Genomic DNA, 15,884 nt, shown 5'->3' with positions numbered 1-15,884 from the left:
GACAACAACATGGCAGACAACCACTCGTCCGCGCAGGAAACGCCTGCGTACCCTCCCCACGGCGGGCCACACGAGCTCCGCAAGAACTCGCTGGGCCTCATCTCGGTGACCTTCATGGTCATCTCGGCCGCGGCACCGCTCACCGGTGTGGCCGGGGCGGTGCCCATCGCCTTCCTGCTGGGCAACGGCACGGGTGTGCCCGCGACCTTCCTGTTCATGACCCTGATCATGCTGGCCTTCTCGGTCGGCTACGTGGCGATGTCGCGCCATGTGCGCAACGCCGGCGCCTTCTACGCCTACGCGGCGCGCGGGCTGGGCGGGCGCTGGGGCGGGGCCACGGCCATGATGGCCATGGTGGCCTACAACGCGCTGCAGTTCGGGCTCATCGGTCTGCTGGGCGGTGTGTCGGCGGGCGTGTTCTCCGAGTTCGGCCTGCAGATGCCCTGGTGGGTCTACAGCCTGGTGGCGGTGGTGCTGGTGGGCATCCTGGGCTACCGCCAGGTCGACCTCTCGGCCAAGGTGCTGGTGCTGCTGGTGCTGCTGGAGTACCTGATCGTTCTGCTGGTGGACTTCGCCATCCTCGGCACGGGCGGCGCCAGCGGCCTGTCGATGAACATCTTCGATATGTCGGCCATCACCTCGGGCTCGTTCACCGTGGCGGTGCTGTTCTGCCTGGGCTCGTTCATGGGCTTCGAGGCCACCACCATCTATGCCGAGGAAGCGCGCGACCCGGACGTGACCATCCCGCGCGCCACCTACCTGTCGGTGCTGCTGATCGGCCTGTTCTTCGTGTTCACCACCTGGCTGATGATCGCCGGCGTCGGCACCGCCGAACTGATCCCCACGCTCCAGGGTCTGAAAGACCCGACCACCTTCTTCTTCGAGCTGGCCGGTCGTTACGTCGGAGGACCGGTGCCGACGATCGCGGGTCTGCTGCTGGTGTCCAGCCTGTTCGCAGCGCTCTCGGCCTTCCACAACTACATCGCGCGCTACAGCTACGTCGCCGGCCGCGAGGGCCTGCTGCCCGCGGCCTTCGGTCGCACCCACTCGACCCACCAGAGCCCGCACGTTGGTTCGGTGGCCCAGACCATCGGCGCGCTGCTCGTGCTGGCGGTGTTCGCGGGCCTGGGGCTCGATCCGGTGCTCAACATGTTCACCTGGATCTCGCAGGTCGGCGTGCTGGGTGTGCTGGGCATGATGTCGGTCACGTCTCTGGCGGTGGTGTGTTTCTTCCGCCGCCATGGAGAGGCTTCGTTGCTCACCGCCTGGGTCATGCCGGTGATGTCGGGCCTGGTGATGGCCGCGCTCTTCGTCTACATCTTCTTCAACTTCGGCGACCTCACCGGCACGCAGGGCGGCAGCCTGGGCATCGTGCTGCCCTCGTTGATCCCGCTGGCCGCCCTGGTGGGTTGGCTGCTGGCCAGCCGCCTCAAGGCCGCCAATCCGAAGGCCTACGCGAGCATGGGTGCCAGCCGGGCCTGAGGCCGCGGCCCTGTGCGGGCCGATTTGCATGTCCAAGGTTACAGGGGGAGCGATCCCCCTGTTTTTTTGGTACCTGCGCGCAAGACGGTGCGCGCCTCATCTCAACAGACGATGGTGGTTTCGTTCCGCTCTTCCTACATTGGATTGCCTAGCACGTCATCGTGACAAACGCATTGACCGATGTCATGGCGACCTCGATTCAACCCACCTGAAGAAGACCATGAGACAAGACAGCGCGGACCGATTCCTCACCATTGCCGTGGCCGACACCAACGGCCTGCTGCGGGGCCAGAAAGTGGCTGCCAGCGAACTGCCCGGCATCCTCGCCAGCGGCATGGGCATGTCGCCCGCCCAGCTGGCCCTCGACCCCACCGATGTGTTCCTGAGCATGCCTGGCGTCACCGACGGCACAGGCGACTTCCACGACAGCGCGCTGACGGTGGACACCGCCAGCCGCCGTTCGATTCCCTGGGAGGTTCCGTCCGACCAGGGGCTGTACCTGGCCGAGTTTTCGGGCGACGCGCAGGCCTTCTGCCCGCGCAGCGTGCTGCGCCGCGTGCTCGACCGCGCCGCGGCCATGGACTGCTTCCCCAAGCTCGGCTACGAGCTGGAGTTCACGCTGTTCAATGAAACAGCCGAGACCCTGCAGGCCAAGCAGTACGACCAGCTGCGCACAGCCACCGCACACGCCAGCCACGACCTGCTGGTCTACCAGGCCGCACAGTCGGAGTTCTACAACGGCGTGGCCGACTTCTGCGAGCCACTGGGCATCCAGCTGGCCAAGATGCACGAGGAGATCGGCGGCGGCTTCATGGAGGCCTGCATCGCCGCCAACACAGCCATGGCCGCGGCCGACCAGGCGGTGCTGTTGAAGAACTTCCTGCGTGTGTTCGCCATGCGCCGGGGCCAGACCATCAGCTTCATGCCGCGCTGGTCGGAGCAGGCCGACAGCCAGTCCAGCCACATCCACCTCTCGCTGCTGGACGGCAAGGGCAAGCCCTGGTTCTGGGACGCGGAGGCCGAGCACCAGATGTCTCGGCGCTTCCGCCATTTCATCGCCGGCGTGCAGCGCTACCTGCCCGAGTTCATGCTGGTCTTCGCGCCCACGGTGAACAGCTGGCGCCGTTTCGCCGAAGGCACCTTCGCGCCGCCGGCCTTCACCTGGGGCATCGAGAACCGCACCACCTGCCTGCGCGTGGTGGGGCACAGCCCGTCGTCGATCCGGGTGGAGAACCGCCTGCCGTGCGCCGACGCCAACCACTACCTCACCGCGGCCGCCAGCATCGCCGCGGGGCTGGCGGGCATCGAGCAACAGCTCGAGCCCAGCGCCGCCACGGTGGGCAACGGCTACCTGCCCGATGCGCGCTATGGGCCGCCGCTGCACAAGAACATGCCGGCCGCGATCGCAGCGCTGCGCGAATCGGCCTGTGCCAAGGACTGGCTGGGTGAACGCTTCGTCGAGACCTTCAGCGCCACCCGCGAGGCGCAGTGCAAGTCCTTCGCCGGCAAGTCGCTGATCGACGAACGCCGCCGCTTCTTTGAACTCGGGTGAGGTCAGCATGCTCATTGGCATCCTCGAATGCGGCCAGACCAGCCCCGACTGGATCGAAGAACACGGTGAGATGGCCGCACCGTTCCCGCCCTTCCTGCGCAGCGCCGACGCCGCGCTCGACTTCAAGGTCTACAAGGCGCACCGGCACGAGCTGCCGGCCACGGCCACCGAATGCGACGCCTGGCTGGTCACTGGCAGCCCAGCCAGCGTGCACGAGCGCCTGCCCTGGCAGCCCGCGCTTTCGCGGTTTCTGGTCGAAGCGGCGCAGCAGCGGCCGGTGGTGGGCATCTGCTTTGGCCACCAGCTGCTGCACGACGCGCTGGGTGGCGAGGTGCAGCGCTCCCACAAAGGCTGGGGCGTGGGTGTGCAGGACTACCCGCTGCAGAGCGTGCCCGACTGGTCGCCGCCCGGTGCGCTGGACGGCGACCGCTTCCACCTGATCGCGCTGCACCAGGACCAGGTGACCACGGCCGCCCCGGGCACCCGAGTGCTGGCGGGCAACGCCTTCTGCCCGCTGGGCATCACCACCATCGGCGAGAACGTGCTGACCATCCAGGCCCACCCAGAAATGACCACCCGCCTGGCACGGGACATCTACGAGTCGCAGCGGACCGAGCAGGGCGATGCGATCACCGACGCCGCCGTGCAGAGCCTGCAGACCCGCATCGACAGCCGCCCCGCGGCGCACTGGGTGCTGGCCTTTGTGCGCCACCGTCTGGCCCGCCTCGCGGCCACCACCCCATCCACCCGCTGAAGGGAACGCCCATGACTTCGCTCACCCTCAACCGACCGACCACCCGTGTCGACCTCACCGATGCCGGCGTCTGGCACCAGGCCGTGCCCGCAGACGAGTTCACGCGCCTGCGCCGCGAATCGCCCGTGGCCTGGAACGAACGCACCGACGGCCAGAAGGGCTTCTGGGCCGTGACGCGCTACGACGACATCGTCACCGTCTCGGGAAACACCGCGGTCTACTCGTCGCGCAACGGCGTGATCAGCCTGGACGACTTCGACGACGCGCAGAACGACGCACGCCGCACCCTGCTGGAAATGGACGCGCCCCAGCACCCCAAGATGCGCATGATCACCGTGCCCGGCTTCATGCCGCGGGCGGTGGCGGCGCTGGAGGCTTCGGTGCGCAGCACCGCCGCGCGCCTGCTGGACGAGGTGCTGCAGTCGCCGCAGGTGGATGTGGTGGAGGTGCTGGCCAAGCAGCTGCCCATCGTCACGCTGTGCCGTGTGCTGGGCATTCCCGAAGACCGCCGCGACGACATGATCCGCTGGAGCGACCAGCTGATCGGTTCCGACGACCCGGAGTTCGTCGACCCGGCCGTGGCCGCGGTGCCGGAGGCCGAGCGGCGCATGCTCCCCTTCGGCCACCCGGCCTCGTTGCAGGCCTTCGAACTGGGCCTGCAGCTGGCGCAGGAGCGCCGCCACCAGGGCACGGACGACATCGTCACCCGGCTGGCGCTGGGCACCTGCGACGGCCGGCCGCTGACTGACGGAGAGTTCTGCAACTACTTCCTGATGCTGGTGGTGGCCGGGAACGAGACCACGCGCCATTCCATCTCGCACGGCATCAAGGCCTTCTGCGACTTTCCCGACCAGTGGGCGCGCTTTCGCGCGGGCGGGGTCGATGCGCGGGTCGCTGCCGACGAGATCTTCCGCTGGGCCAGCCCGGTGCACTTCGTGCGCCGCATCGCCACCACCGACACCGAGCTGGGGGGTGCGCAGATCGCCCGCGGCGACAAGGTGGCCATGTACTACGCCTCGGGCAACCGGGACGAGGCGCACTTCGACGCGCCGCACAGCTTCCGCATCGACCGCACGCCCAACCACCACATGGCCTTCGGCCGCGGCGGGCCGCACTTTTGCCTGGGCACGCACGTGGCCAAGCTGCAGGTGAGCGTGCTGCTGGAAGAAATGGCGAAACGTGTGGCCTCCATGTCGCTCACCGGGCCAGCCGACCGCCTTCGCAGCAACCACGTGCACGGCATCAAGCGCCTGCCCGTGGCTTTCTCACCGGCCTGAGGTGTTCATGCGCACCCCCCATGCCGTCATCCTGGGCGCCGGCCACGCGGCGGCGCAGCTCGTGACCAGCCTGCGCCAGCAAGGCTGGCAGGGCGACATCACCCTGGTGGGCGACGAGCCCGTGCTGCCCTACCAGCGACCGCCGCTGTCCAAAGCCTACTTGGCCGGGCAGATGAGCGCCGAACAGATGTTGATCAAGAACGCCGCGGCCTATGAGAGGGCGGGCGTGACCCTGCGCCTGGGTGTGCGGGCCAGGCGCATCGACCGCGCGCAGCAACAGGTGTATCTAGCCACCGGCGAGGTGTTGGACTACAGCGCGCTGGCGCTCACGCTGGGCGCGCGCGTGCGCGAGCTGCCGGTGCCCGGGGCCGATCTGCCCGGCGTCTTCTACCTGCGCACGCTCGCCGACCTGGACCGCATCAAGACCTGTGCCGCTGCCGGTGCAGGCCGGCGCGTGGTGATGGTGGGCGGTGGCTACATCGGCCTGGAAACCGCCGCCGGTCTGCGCCAGCTCGGTTTTTCCGTGACGCTGCTCGAAGCCATGCCGCGGCTGCTGGAGCGCGTGACCAGCGCCGAGGTCTCGGCCTTCTACCAGCGTGTGCACACCGAAGAGGGCGTGGACATCCGCTGCGGCAAAAGCGTGCAACGCATGCTCGGCGACACCGCGGTCACGGCGGTGCAGTGCGAAGACGGCGAGACCTTCCCTGCGGATCTGGTGATCGTCGGCATCGGCGTGCTGCCCAACGTGGAGCTGGCCGTGGCCGCGGGGCTGGACGTTGGCAACGGCATCCGCGTCAACGCCTTCGCGCAGACCAGCGACCCGCTCATCGTTGCGGCCGGCGATTGCACCGAGTTCTTCAGCGAGGTCCATGGCCGCTCCATGCGGCTGGAGTCGGTGCCGCACGCCATGGCCCAGGCCAGCTGCGCGGCAGCCACGCTGTGCGGCAAGCCCGTGGCCTACCAGGCGCAACCCTGGTTCTGGTCCGACCAGTACGACCTGAAGCTGCAGATGGCCGGTTTGTCCCTGGGGAACGACGAGGCCGTGGTTCGTGGCGACAGCCGACAGGGCCGCAGCTTCTCTGTGTACTACCTGGCGGGCAGCCGCCTGCTGGCCGTGGACTGCGTCAACCGGCCCAAGGACTTCATGCTCGGCAAAAAGCTGGTCGCCGCCGCCGCCGAGATTCCCGCCGCCGCCCTGGCCGACGAGTCGTCGGACCTCGGCCGCTGGCTCCCCACCCTTCAACCTGCCACACCATGATCACCATCACCTTCATCGACCACCTGCAACAGGCCACCACCGTGCAGGCCGCACCCGGCACCTCGCTCATGCAGGCGGCCGTGGACAACAGCATCGCCGGCATCGTGGGCGAGTGCGGGGGCTTCTGCTCCTGCGCCACCTGCGTCTGCCATGTGGACCCCAGCTGGGTCGGCAAGCTGCCGGCACCGGAAGCCATGGAAAGCGCGATGCTGGAATCGGCCGCGGCCGACCACCCGGCCAGCCGTTTGTGTTGTCAAATTGCGTTGAATGCGGATTTGGACGGTCTCACGGTGCACCTGCCCGAGAGCCAGTTCTGAGGCCGCGGCCAACGCCACCGGGCCTAGCCGGTCCGGAGGCGTCATGAACACGGAGCACACGGGGTGACCACCCAGTCGGATGTCTCGGACGATTTCAAGCGGGCCCTGTTCGCCCTGGTCCAGCGGCTGATGCCGGTGGATGGCATCCGTTTTTTCATCTACGTGCCCTGGGCGCAGCTGCAGCAGGACAGCGCCTCGCACGCGCAGCTGGACACCATGCTGCGTCAGTACTCGGAGACCTGGTGGGCGCAGGACCCGATGCACCCTTCGCGCTATGAAGATCAGGACATGGCGGTGGTGTCCAACTCGATGCTGATGCCGGATGCCGAATGGCGCCAGAGTGGCATCTACACCGGCTTCTACCAGCCCAACGGCTACTTCCACAACTGCGACGTGTTCTTTCGCCAGGAGGGGCGCATCGTGGCGGTGCTCTCGCTGGTGCGGCGGAACCCGGCCCAGCCGTTCACGGAGGATGAGGTGGCCAGCCTCAACCAGATCCAGCCGTTTGTGGAGTTCAGCCTGGGCGCGATTCACGTGGCCAGCCGCGTCATCAGCCGCACCAGCCTCTCGGCTCAGTTCCACCTGACGGCGCGCGAGCTGGACGTGGTGGAGATTGCGGTCACCGGCATCAGCAACAAGGCGCTGTGCCGGCACCTGGGCATCTCGCTGCCCACGCTGCGCAGCCATGTGCAGAACATCTATACCAAGGTGGGTGTGCGCTCCAGCTCGGAGCTGATCGCGAAGCTCGCGCCCATCCGGTTCAGTTGAATCCGGGCCCTCAGACGAAGGACAGCACCTCGCCCACCGGCCGGCGTGGCTTGCGCGGCCAGTTGCCCGGCGCGGGCCGGCCGATGGCCACCAGCATCACCGGGAGTTCGGTCGGCGCCAGACCGAATTCGGCGCTGACGGCCGCCGCATCGAAGCCGCCCATCGGGGCGCTGGCCAGACCCAAGGCCTGGGCCGCCGTCATCAGGTTCATGGCTGCCAGAGAGGCCGAGCGGATGGCCTCGTCGCGCTGCTTTGCCGGGCGGTCGTGCATGCCACGGTGGGTGTCGCTGGCCCAGGCCTCCAGGTCCTCCGGCCCCATGTGGCCGGCGTCGACCAGAGGCTGGAGGTTGGCGCGGATGCGTTCGTGGCCGTTGAGCGTGCCGATCACGATCACCGTCACCGCCGCGTCCTTCACCTGGTGCTGGCCATAGGCCAGGTCGCACAGCTTCTGCCGCCCCTCGCGCGAGCGGACTGCGATGAAGCGCCAGTTTTGCAGGTGGTAGGCGCTGGGCGCCTCGCAGGCGTAGCCGATGAGGTCGGCGACCAGTTCGTCGTCGATTTCGAATGCCGGGTTGAAGTGGCTGGTCGAGACGCGCGCGCGGATCAGCTCCAGCGCCTGGGGGCAGGTGTTGAGTTGCAGGGACATGGGGGGCTCAGAGCATGCGTTGGAGGACATCGTTGTCGGGGTTCTTGTCGAAGTAGCGGTGCTTGATCACACCGGCCAGGTGCAGCGCGACCACCGCCAGCAGGGTGTAGGCCAGGATGCCGTGCAACCAGTCGGCGGCCTCGTACACGGCCTCGTTCTTCGGGAACAGCTCGGGCACGTGGATGCCAAAGAAGGTCACGCCGTCGCTGTATTCGAAAGTGCTCGACAGGGTGTAGCCGGTGATCGGCAGCATCACGATGAGGGCGTAGATGGCCCAGTGGGCGAAGTGCGCGAGCTTGCGGTCGAAGGCCGGCAGGCCCGCCGGCAGCTCCGGTGGCACGTAGCGCAGCCGGTTGCTCAGGCGGATGAAGATGAACAGGAAGGCCAGAAGACCGAAGGACTTGTGCCACCAGTAGAGCTGGCTGGCGAGCGGCTCGCGCGCCTCGTCGTAGGGCGTCATGAACCAGCCGCCAAAGATCTGGCCCAGGATGAGGATGGCCATCAGCCAGTGCAGCACGCGCATGCTGGCCGGGTACTTGTCTTGGTGCTTCATGTCGGGTTCTCCAGTGAAGGTCGGGGTGTAAAGGGGGCGGGCGGCTTCAGGGCAGCAGCACGGTGATGACTTTTTCTTCGGTGTAGGCCAGCGCGCCGGGCAGGCCGCCCTCGCGGCCGATCCCGCTGGTCTTCAGGCCGCCCCAGGGCAGGTTGGCGTCCAGCGGGCTCCAGCAGTTCACCCCGACCGCGCCCACCCGCATCGCGCCGGCGACCTTGTGCGCGCGTTCCAGGCTGCCGGTCCACACGGTGGCCGCCAGGCCGTAGGCCGAGTCGTTGGCCAGGGCAATGGCTTCCTCTTCGGTCTCGAATTCGATGACCGTGCCCACCGGGCCGAAGATCTCTTCGCGCGCAATGCTCATGCGGTTGTTCGCACCACCGAAGATGGTGGGCCGCACGAACCAGCCCTTGGTGGTGTTCGACACGCCGCCGGCCAGGAGCTCGGCGCCTTCTTCCAGGCCCTGGCGGATGTAGCGGTTCACCCGCTCGTACTGGGCCTTCTTGGCGACCGGCCCCATCTGCACACCCTCCTGCGAAGGGTCGCCCACGCTGACCGACTTCGCCGCCTGCGCCAGCGCGGCCGAGAACTTCGAGGCGATGCCCTTCTGCACCAGGATGCGCGAGCCCGCGGCGCAGACCTGGCCCTGGTTGATGAACAGGCCCATCGCGCAGCCGCGCACGGCGTCGTCGAAGCGCGCGTCGTCGAACACAATCTGCGGGCTCTTGCCGCCCAGCTCCAGCGTCACCCGCTTGAACAGCGGCGCGGCGATGCGCTGGATGGCGGCACCCGCCTCGGGGCTGCCGGTGAAGCTGATCTTGGCCACCTTCGGGTGTTCGCACAGTGCGCGGCCCACCACCTCGCCCAGACCCATCACCACGTTGACCACACCGTCGGGGAAGCCCGCTTCCTGGCACAGCGCGGCCAGGTGCAGGGCCGACTGCGGTGTTTCCTCCGAAGGCTTGATGACGACGGTGCAGCCCGCGGCCAGCAGCGCCGCCAGCTTCCAGGTGGTGATCATCAGTGGCGCGTTCCAGGGCACGATGGCCGCGACCACGCCCACCGGTTCACGCACCGTGTAGGAGAGCGTGCGAACGCCCATGTAGCCGCCGGTGGGGATGGTGCGGCCCTCCAGCTGGTTGGCCCAGCCGGCGGCGGCGCGCAGATGAGACACCGCGTTGGGCACGTCCATCATGCGCGGCTCCATGCGCGAGCGGCCGATGGCCCGGGCGTCCATGTCGGCGAGGATCTCCAGGTCGCGCTCGACCAGGCCCGCCAGGTTGTTCAGCAGCGCCGCGCGGTGGTTGCCGTTGAGCTTGCTCCAGGCGCCGCCATACAGCTGGGCGTGGGCCGCTGCGACGGCGCGGTCCACGTCCTGTGCGGTGCCGCTGGCGGCGGTGGCGTAGACCTGTTCGTCCACGGGGTTGATCAGGTCCAGGCGGCCGTCGTCCGACGAGTCGGTGAGCGCGCCTTCGATGAAGTGCTTGAGGTGCTGGGTCATGTTGAACACTCGGGTGGGTGGCTGAAGTCGACGCGAGTGTGGGTTGGGCCTCGGGCGCTTCATTAGCCCAAATCAGCAAGTTGTCACGCCCGGTGCCCGCATCTGCGGGTTAGCACGGGTACCGGCTCGCCGGGGGGCAGAGGCACACTTCTTGCGGCACCAGGGATCACGACGTCACGGGCCGCCAGATGCCCATATTCGGACCACGTTGACCAGAGGTCTCATGAACACCCGAACAGATCGCTTCAACGACGTGCACCTGCACGCCACATCGGTGCACGGCTGGGGCCAGACCTACAGCCAGATCTCGGCCGGCGCCGCGCAGTGCGCGCTGTCGCAGTTCTCCACCGCCCGCATCCACGCTTTCCGCGAACACATCAACCAGCGCGTGGTGCAGCACGGCGAGGCGCCGCGCGGCCAGATCTGCTTCGCCGTGCCGCTGGCCGTGCCCGGCGCGGCGCGGGTGCAGGGCCGCGCGGCGGACGACAAGTGCATCTTCGTGCTGCAGGGTGGCGACGAATTCATGTTCCACATGCCCATGCACATGGACATGCTGTCCATCACCTTCGAGCGCGAGGCCTTCGAACGCATGATGTCGGGCGCCCCCTGGCCCACCGGCATCGACACGCTGCTCAAGCAGCCCGTGGTGCAGGTGCCCGGCCACCGCCTGGCCGAGAGCCGCAAGCGCCTGCTGGCTCTTTTCAACGCGGTGATCGCCGTCTCGGGGCAGGTGTCCACGCCCGAGGAGGAGCAGCAGGTGGAGCAGGCCATGCTGGGCGAACTCATGCGCCTGATCTCCGACCCGGCCTGCGACCGCACCCAGCGCCACGGCAGCTCCTCGCGCAGCTTCATCGTGGAGAAGTGCCACCGCATGACCCTGGCGGACGCGGCCAATGCACCCAGTGTGGTGGATCTGTGCCAGCGGCTGAAGATCAGCCGCCGCACGGTGCAGAACAGCTTCCAGAGCGTGACCGAGACCAACCCGGTGAACTACATCCGCAGCGTGCGCCTCAACGGCGTGCGGCGCGAACTCATGTCCACCACGCCCCAACAGCTCTCGATCGGTGACGCTGCGGCCAAGTGGGGCTTTTTCCACCTGAGCCACTTCGCGTCGGAGTACCAGGAGCTGTTCCTGGAGCTGCCTTCGCAGACCCAGCGCGCGGTCAGCGCGCCACCCGTGCGGGTCGCTGCCGCGGCCTGAGACTTGCCAGCGCCTTGCGCTGGTCCACCCTGATCGATCACCCGAAGGCGGGCCGCCAACGCTTGCCGATTCGGGCTAACCCCGTGCGCGGGGGCACCAACAGAATCCGTCCCACCAGAGCCACTCGGCTCTGTGTCCTTCGATGTCGCAGCCCATGTGGGCGCGGCATCGCCGACCACAGTTTCTCCAAGGTGTCTCCGTGAACGAACTTCTTTTTGAATCCCTGAGCTTTGCCGATGCCCCCAAGATGGTCTCGGCCACCTTCCCCGGCCCCAAGGCGCAAGAGGCGCTGGCACTGTCCGCCCGCACGGAGTCGATGGCGCGCGGCGGAGGCCGCATGCCGGTGGTGATGGACCGTGCCTTCGGCGTCACCATCCAGGACCCTGACGGCAACACCTTCGTCGACCTCTCGGCCGGCGTGGGCGTGAGCAGCGTCGGGCGCTGCCACCCCAAGGTGGTCGAGGCCATTCGCAAGCAGTCGGAGGTGCTGATGCACGCGATGGAGGTCAACAGCTCCAAGCGCACCGAGCTGGCGGCCAAGATCTCCGAAATCATGCCCGAGGGCCTGCACGGCGACTGCATCACCTTCTTCGCGCAGAGCGGCAGCGACGCGCTGGAGGCCGCGGTGAAATTCGCCAAGCGCGTCACTGGCCGGCACCAGATCATCGCCTTCCACGGCGGCTACCACGGCGTGTGGAACGCCTCGAACGCGCTGACCACCGGCACCGCCTACCGCAAGGGCTACGGCCCCTTCATGGGCGGCGTGATCCACGCGCCGTACCCGTATGCCTACCGCTTCCCGTTTGACACCACCCACAAGAGCGCCGAGCAGATCGCCGGCGAATACGTGGACTACCTGCTCAACACACCGTACACCGCGGCCGACGACGTGGCTGCCGTGATCGTGGAGCCGGTGCAGGGCGAGGGTGGCTACGTGCCGCCGTCGCCCGAGTTCCTGCAGCTGCTGCGCAAGGCCTGCGACAAGAGCGGCGCCCTGCTGATCGTGGACGAGGTGCAGTGCGGCGCGGGCCGCACCGGCAAGATGTGGGCGGTCGAGCACTCGGGCGTGAAGCCCGACATGCTGACCTTCGGCAAGGGCATGGGTGGCGACGTGCCGATGGCCGGCCTGGTGATGCGCTCGGACCTGGCCGCGAAGATCCCCGACGGCTCGGTGCCCAACACCTTTGCCGCCAACTCGCTGTCCGCCGCGGTGTCACTGACCAACATCAGCCTGCTGCAGGACCCCGAACTCGACCTGCTGAACCGTGCCCACCAGCTGGGCGAGGAAGCGAAAGCGTACATCCGCGGACTCAACAGCCCCTACATCGGCGAGGTGCGCGGCCGCGGCCTGATGATCGGCATCGAACTGGTCGAGGACCAGGCCACCAAGGCGCCCCTGACCGGCGAGAAGCTGGGCAAGCTGATGGGCCATGTGCTGAGCCACGGCGTGCTGATGGTGCCCTGCGGCCGCTACACCAACGTGATGCGCGTCATGCCCTCGCTCACCATCCCGCGCAAGCTGCTGTTCAAGGCGCTGGATGTGTTTGGCGAGGGGCTCAAGAGCCTCTGAAACCGGACACCGCCGGCCCGGCGGTGTCCGGCGGGTTCGCGGTCACTCGCGAATCCACTGGGTGTGGGCGATGCGCCACTTGCCCGCCTCCAGCTTCATCGGCAGGGCGCTGCGGTTGAGCTGGTGGCGGCCGTCGGCGCCCACGCGGAAGGGCTGGTCCATCATGCCGCTGCGCCAGGGCGCCATGGTCTGCAGGGCCTGCGCCACGCTGGCCCGGGTGATGGGGCCGCGCATGCCCTGCAGCGTGTGCACCAGGGCCTGCGCCGCGAGGTAGCCGCCCTGCGAGAGTGAGCTCGGTTCGATCTGCCGCGCGATCAGCAGGCGGCGCCAGCCCATGATCTGCATCGATCCGCTGGACCAGGGGTCGAATTCGGCCATGGCGTAGAGGCCGTCGCCCGCACCCGCCAGCGCCTGCGCGGCCTGAGTGGTGTAGACCGGTGTGAGCATCACGACGGGCACGTTCGGCATGGCCGGCCGGCTGGCCAGAACCCACTCAATCGCGGGGCCGCCGGGGCCTGTGTAGATCACCGCCTGGCACTGGCGCGCCGCCACCTTTTGTACCAGCGGTGCCAGGGGCTCACCCAGCTGGTACATGTCCAGCGACGGCGCAGACGCCTTGTTGCGCTGGGTCCAGTCCCGCACGGCCTTCTCGAAGGCCTCGGTCATGCCCGGCAGCGCGGGCGAGACCACACACAGGCGCTGATGGCGCAGCACCTGGTGCGCGAAGCTCAGGGCCGTGGCGGTGGCCACGTAGGGGCCGGCGTTCAGCGGCGCGATGTGGGTCGATGAAAAGCACGCCGGGTCGCCGCCCGCACCGGGCAGGTTGAACAGCCCGGCCTGGGCGTAGCGCGCCTGGTTCACGCCGCATTCCAGCGCGCTGGAACCCCCGGCCAGGGCGACGGTGCGCGGGTCCTCGATCAGTTCGGTGGCGGCGCGCTGTGCCTGGGTTGGCGACATCTGGTCGTCGATCACCCGGTACTCGATGCGCCGGCCCTGTATGCCGCCGGCGGCGTTGACCGAATCGAAGACCATGCGCGCCGCCTGCACGCCGGCATCCGAGGCGCCCAGTCCGGTGAGGCTGCTGACGGCGCCCACCACGATGGGCGGCGCTGGGACCTTCTCCTGTGCGCCGACGGTGGCGGCCGAGGTCGCGAGGGCGGTGGCCAGGGGCAGGAGGCGCGCGGCGGGTGTCATGGCGTGGCCTTGCGCAGGGCGTTCCAGGGTCGCAGCCCCAGCAGGCCGCGCGGCGCCCACAGGCTGACCCCCACGGCCACGGCGCCCATGGCGATCAGGTACCAGCCGCCCGAGATGCCGAGCGAGGTGGCCAGCAGCTCGCGCAGCGCGAACCAGATCAGCACGCCGATGACCGGGCCGCCGATGGTGCCGATGCCGCCAATGAGCGTGGCGAACAGCATCATCACCACCCAGTTGACGTCGAAGGCCGCGCTGGGCGCGAGGAACATGCCGCCCATGAAGTACACCGCGCCGGCCAGCGCACTCGTGCCGCCGGAGATGACGAAGGCCACCAGGCGCACGCGTTGCACATCGATGCCCACGCTGCGCGCGGCCACCTCGTTGTCGCGCACGGCGGTCATGGCCAGGCCCAGGCGCGAGCGCATCAGCAGCTGCAGGCCCGCCACCGACGCGATGCCCAACGCGCAGGACAGCCAGAAGCTCATCTGCCCGAACAGCTCGATGTCCTCCAGCGCCGACATGTCCAGCGTAAGTCCCGCGTTGCCGCCCAGGGCCTGGGTCTTGGTCACCAGCAGCAGCACCACCTCGGCCATGACCCAGATGCCGATGGCGAAGTAGGCCTCGCGCAGGCGGAACAGAGCGGGTGCGATCAGGGCCGCCCACAGTGCGCCCGCCAGGGCGGTGAGCGGCAGCAGCCAGTAGGGCGAGACGCCGGTGCGCTGCGCCAGGTCGAACAGCGCGTAGGCACCGACGCCGATGAACAGCTGGTGGCCCAGCGACATCAGGCCGCCGTAGCCGGCGAGCAGGTTCCACATCTGCGCCAGGCAGATCGCCAGCAGCACCTCGCTGGCCAGGCGCATCAGGCCTGCGTCCAGCCACTGCGGCGCCAGCGCCGCCACCAGGGCGCAGGGCAGGGTCCAGGCCAGGGGAAGCAAGGTGTTGGCTTTCATGCGCGGCCTCCGGCCAGGCCCTTGGGTCGCAGCATCAGGGTCACCAGGAACAGCAGGTGCGCATACAGCGAACCGGCGTTGGAGTCGAAGCGCTGGCCGAACAGCTGGGCCACACCCAGCACCAGGCCACCGGCGACCGCGCCCCAGAACGAACCCAGGCCGCCGATGATGACCACCTCGAAGGCCACCAGCATGCGTTCGACGCCGGAGAAGGGCGTGAACAGCGTGCGCTGTGCCAGCAGGTAGCCCGCACCCATGGCGAAGGCGGCGGCCAGCCCCATGACCTGGCAGAACACGCGCTCGGGCTTCACGCCCATCAGCCGCACCACGTCCGGAAAGTCGGCCGTGGCGCGCACCGTGCGGCCGAACTCGGTGTGCTGCAGCACCCATTGCAGGCTGGCGAACAGGGCCAGCGCCAGCAGCAGCATCAGCACCGGGTACACACCCACCGACAGGCCGAACAGGTCCATGCTCGCGCTGCCGAGTGCGCCGGCGTCCACCGCGCGCGAGTCCGCGCCGAACAGCTCGACCATGCCGTTGCGCAGCAGTACCGACAGGCCGAAGGTCAGCATCAGCGGCGTGAGCACGTTGCCCGTGCGCACCGCGCGGTTGAGCAGCGTGGCCTGCAGCAGCCAGCCGAAGGCGTAGCCGATCAGCACCACCGGGATGAGCATGGCCCACACCGGCACGGTGCTGAACCAGCCCACCAGGAAGAAGCCGGCGTAGGCGCCGAGCACGATGAATTCGCCGTGCGCCAGGTTCACCACACGCATCACGCCGAACACCAGCGCCAGGCCCAGGCCGAAAAGCGCATACAGGCCGCCGAGCAGCAGGCCGTTGATCAAGGTCGATAGCCAGTCCACG

Annotated in this window: 15 protein-coding genes; 9 read left to right on the top strand and 6 right to left on the bottom strand. The window is 68.4% G+C overall.

Translation table 11 applies throughout. From position 1 onward, the window contains the following. Positions 1 to 9: 9 nt before the first annotated feature. The 7 genes from ACFOPI_RS24095 to ACFOPI_RS24065 all read left to right on the top strand — a co-directional run bounded on the left by ACFOPI_RS24095 (position 10) and on the right by ACFOPI_RS24065 (position 7,408). Complete coding sequence (locus ACFOPI_RS24095; RefSeq protein WP_382179957.1) at positions 10 to 1,482, top strand: APC family permease; 1,473 nt, start codon at positions 10 to 12, stop codon at positions 1,480 to 1,482. A 220-nt stretch (positions 1,483 to 1,702) separates the two neighbouring features. Next, on the top strand, positions 1,703 to 3,034 hold the full coding sequence (locus ACFOPI_RS24090; RefSeq protein ID WP_382179954.1) for a hypothetical protein: 1,332 nt from the start codon (positions 1,703 to 1,705) through the stop codon (positions 3,032 to 3,034). A 7-nt stretch (positions 3,035 to 3,041) separates the two neighbouring features. Then, positions 3,042 to 3,788, top strand: a complete 747-nt coding sequence (locus ACFOPI_RS24085) for a type 1 glutamine amidotransferase (protein WP_382179952.1) — start codon at positions 3,042 to 3,044, stop codon at positions 3,786 to 3,788. An 11-nt stretch (positions 3,789 to 3,799) separates the two neighbouring features. Then, positions 3,800 to 5,065: a cytochrome P450 gene (locus ACFOPI_RS24080; protein ID WP_382179949.1), complete on the top strand. Its 1,266-nt coding sequence runs from the start codon at positions 3,800 to 3,802 to the stop codon at positions 5,063 to 5,065. A gap of 7 nt (positions 5,066 to 5,072) precedes the next feature. Continuing rightward, entirely contained in the window at positions 5,073 to 6,323 is a 1,251-nt protein-coding gene (locus ACFOPI_RS24075) for an NAD(P)/FAD-dependent oxidoreductase (protein ID WP_382179947.1), read from the top strand. Next, positions 6,320 to 6,640: a 2Fe-2S iron-sulfur cluster-binding protein gene (locus ACFOPI_RS24070; protein WP_382179945.1), complete on the top strand. Its 321-nt coding sequence runs from the start codon at positions 6,320 to 6,322 to the stop codon at positions 6,638 to 6,640. Before ACFOPI_RS24075 ends, ACFOPI_RS24070 begins: the two co-directional genes overlap by 4 nt. Before the next feature lie 63 nt (positions 6,641 to 6,703). Further along, on the top strand, positions 6,704 to 7,408 hold the full coding sequence (locus ACFOPI_RS24065; RefSeq protein ID WP_382179942.1) for a helix-turn-helix transcriptional regulator: 705 nt from the start codon (positions 6,704 to 6,706) through the stop codon (positions 7,406 to 7,408). 10 nt (positions 7,409 to 7,418) lie between these two features. Here the strand turns inward: ACFOPI_RS24065 and ACFOPI_RS24060 are convergent, their stop codons facing one another. The 3 genes from ACFOPI_RS24060 to ACFOPI_RS24050 are packed head-to-tail and all read right to left on the bottom strand — an operon-like array spanning position 7,419 to position 10,105. Continuing rightward, complete coding sequence (locus tag ACFOPI_RS24060; protein WP_382179939.1) at positions 7,419 to 8,054, bottom strand: nitroreductase family protein; 636 nt, start codon at positions 8,052 to 8,054, stop codon at positions 7,419 to 7,421. Between the two features lie 7 nt (positions 8,055 to 8,061). Beyond that, positions 8,062 to 8,607 carry a cytochrome b gene (locus ACFOPI_RS24055; RefSeq protein ID WP_382179937.1) on the bottom strand — a complete coding sequence of 182 codons (546 nt, stop codon included), beginning with the start codon at positions 8,605 to 8,607 and terminating at the stop codon, positions 8,062 to 8,064. Between the two features lie 46 nt (positions 8,608 to 8,653). Beyond that, positions 8,654 to 10,105: an aldehyde dehydrogenase family protein gene (locus ACFOPI_RS24050; RefSeq protein ID WP_382179934.1), complete on the bottom strand. Its 1,452-nt coding sequence runs from the start codon at positions 10,103 to 10,105 to the stop codon at positions 8,654 to 8,656. A 223-nt stretch (positions 10,106 to 10,328) separates the two neighbouring features. On the opposite strand from ACFOPI_RS24050, the gene ACFOPI_RS24045 reads away from it, so the two are divergent. Together ACFOPI_RS24045 and ACFOPI_RS24040 are read left to right on the top strand one after the other, a co-directional pair. Further along, on the top strand, positions 10,329 to 11,306 hold the full coding sequence (locus ACFOPI_RS24045; protein ID WP_382179931.1) for a helix-turn-helix domain-containing protein: 978 nt from the start codon (positions 10,329 to 10,331) through the stop codon (positions 11,304 to 11,306). 199 nt (positions 11,307 to 11,505) lie between these two features. Further along, positions 11,506 to 12,876, top strand: a complete 1,371-nt coding sequence (locus tag ACFOPI_RS24040) for an aspartate aminotransferase family protein (RefSeq protein ID WP_382179928.1) — start codon at positions 11,506 to 11,508, stop codon at positions 12,874 to 12,876. Positions 12,877 to 12,918: 42 nt separating this feature from the next. Here the strand turns inward: ACFOPI_RS24040 and ACFOPI_RS24035 are convergent, their stop codons facing one another. The 3 genes from ACFOPI_RS24035 to ACFOPI_RS24025 are packed head-to-tail and all read right to left on the bottom strand — an operon-like array spanning position 12,919 to position 15,883. Next, entirely contained in the window at positions 12,919 to 14,070 is a 1,152-nt protein-coding gene (locus ACFOPI_RS24035; protein ID WP_382179926.1) for an ABC transporter substrate-binding protein, read from the bottom strand. Next, positions 14,067 to 15,020, bottom strand: a complete 954-nt coding sequence (locus ACFOPI_RS24030; protein ID WP_382179924.1) for a branched-chain amino acid ABC transporter permease — start codon at positions 15,018 to 15,020, stop codon at positions 14,067 to 14,069. The genes ACFOPI_RS24035 and ACFOPI_RS24030 overlap by 4 nt, the downstream gene beginning before the upstream one ends. After that, positions 15,017 to 15,883 carry a branched-chain amino acid ABC transporter permease gene (locus ACFOPI_RS24025; RefSeq protein ID WP_382179921.1) on the bottom strand — a complete coding sequence of 289 codons (867 nt, stop codon included), beginning with the start codon at positions 15,881 to 15,883 and terminating at the stop codon, positions 15,017 to 15,019. The genes ACFOPI_RS24030 and ACFOPI_RS24025 overlap by 4 nt, the downstream gene beginning before the upstream one ends. Between the last annotated feature and the right edge of the window lies 1 nt (position 15,884).

Source organism: Hydrogenophaga luteola (assembly GCF_042648585.1).
GTDB classification, from domain to species: Bacteria; Pseudomonadota; Gammaproteobacteria; order Burkholderiales; family Burkholderiaceae_C; genus Hydrogenophaga; species Hydrogenophaga luteola.
This window is presented reverse-complemented; position numbering and strand designations above follow the sequence as displayed.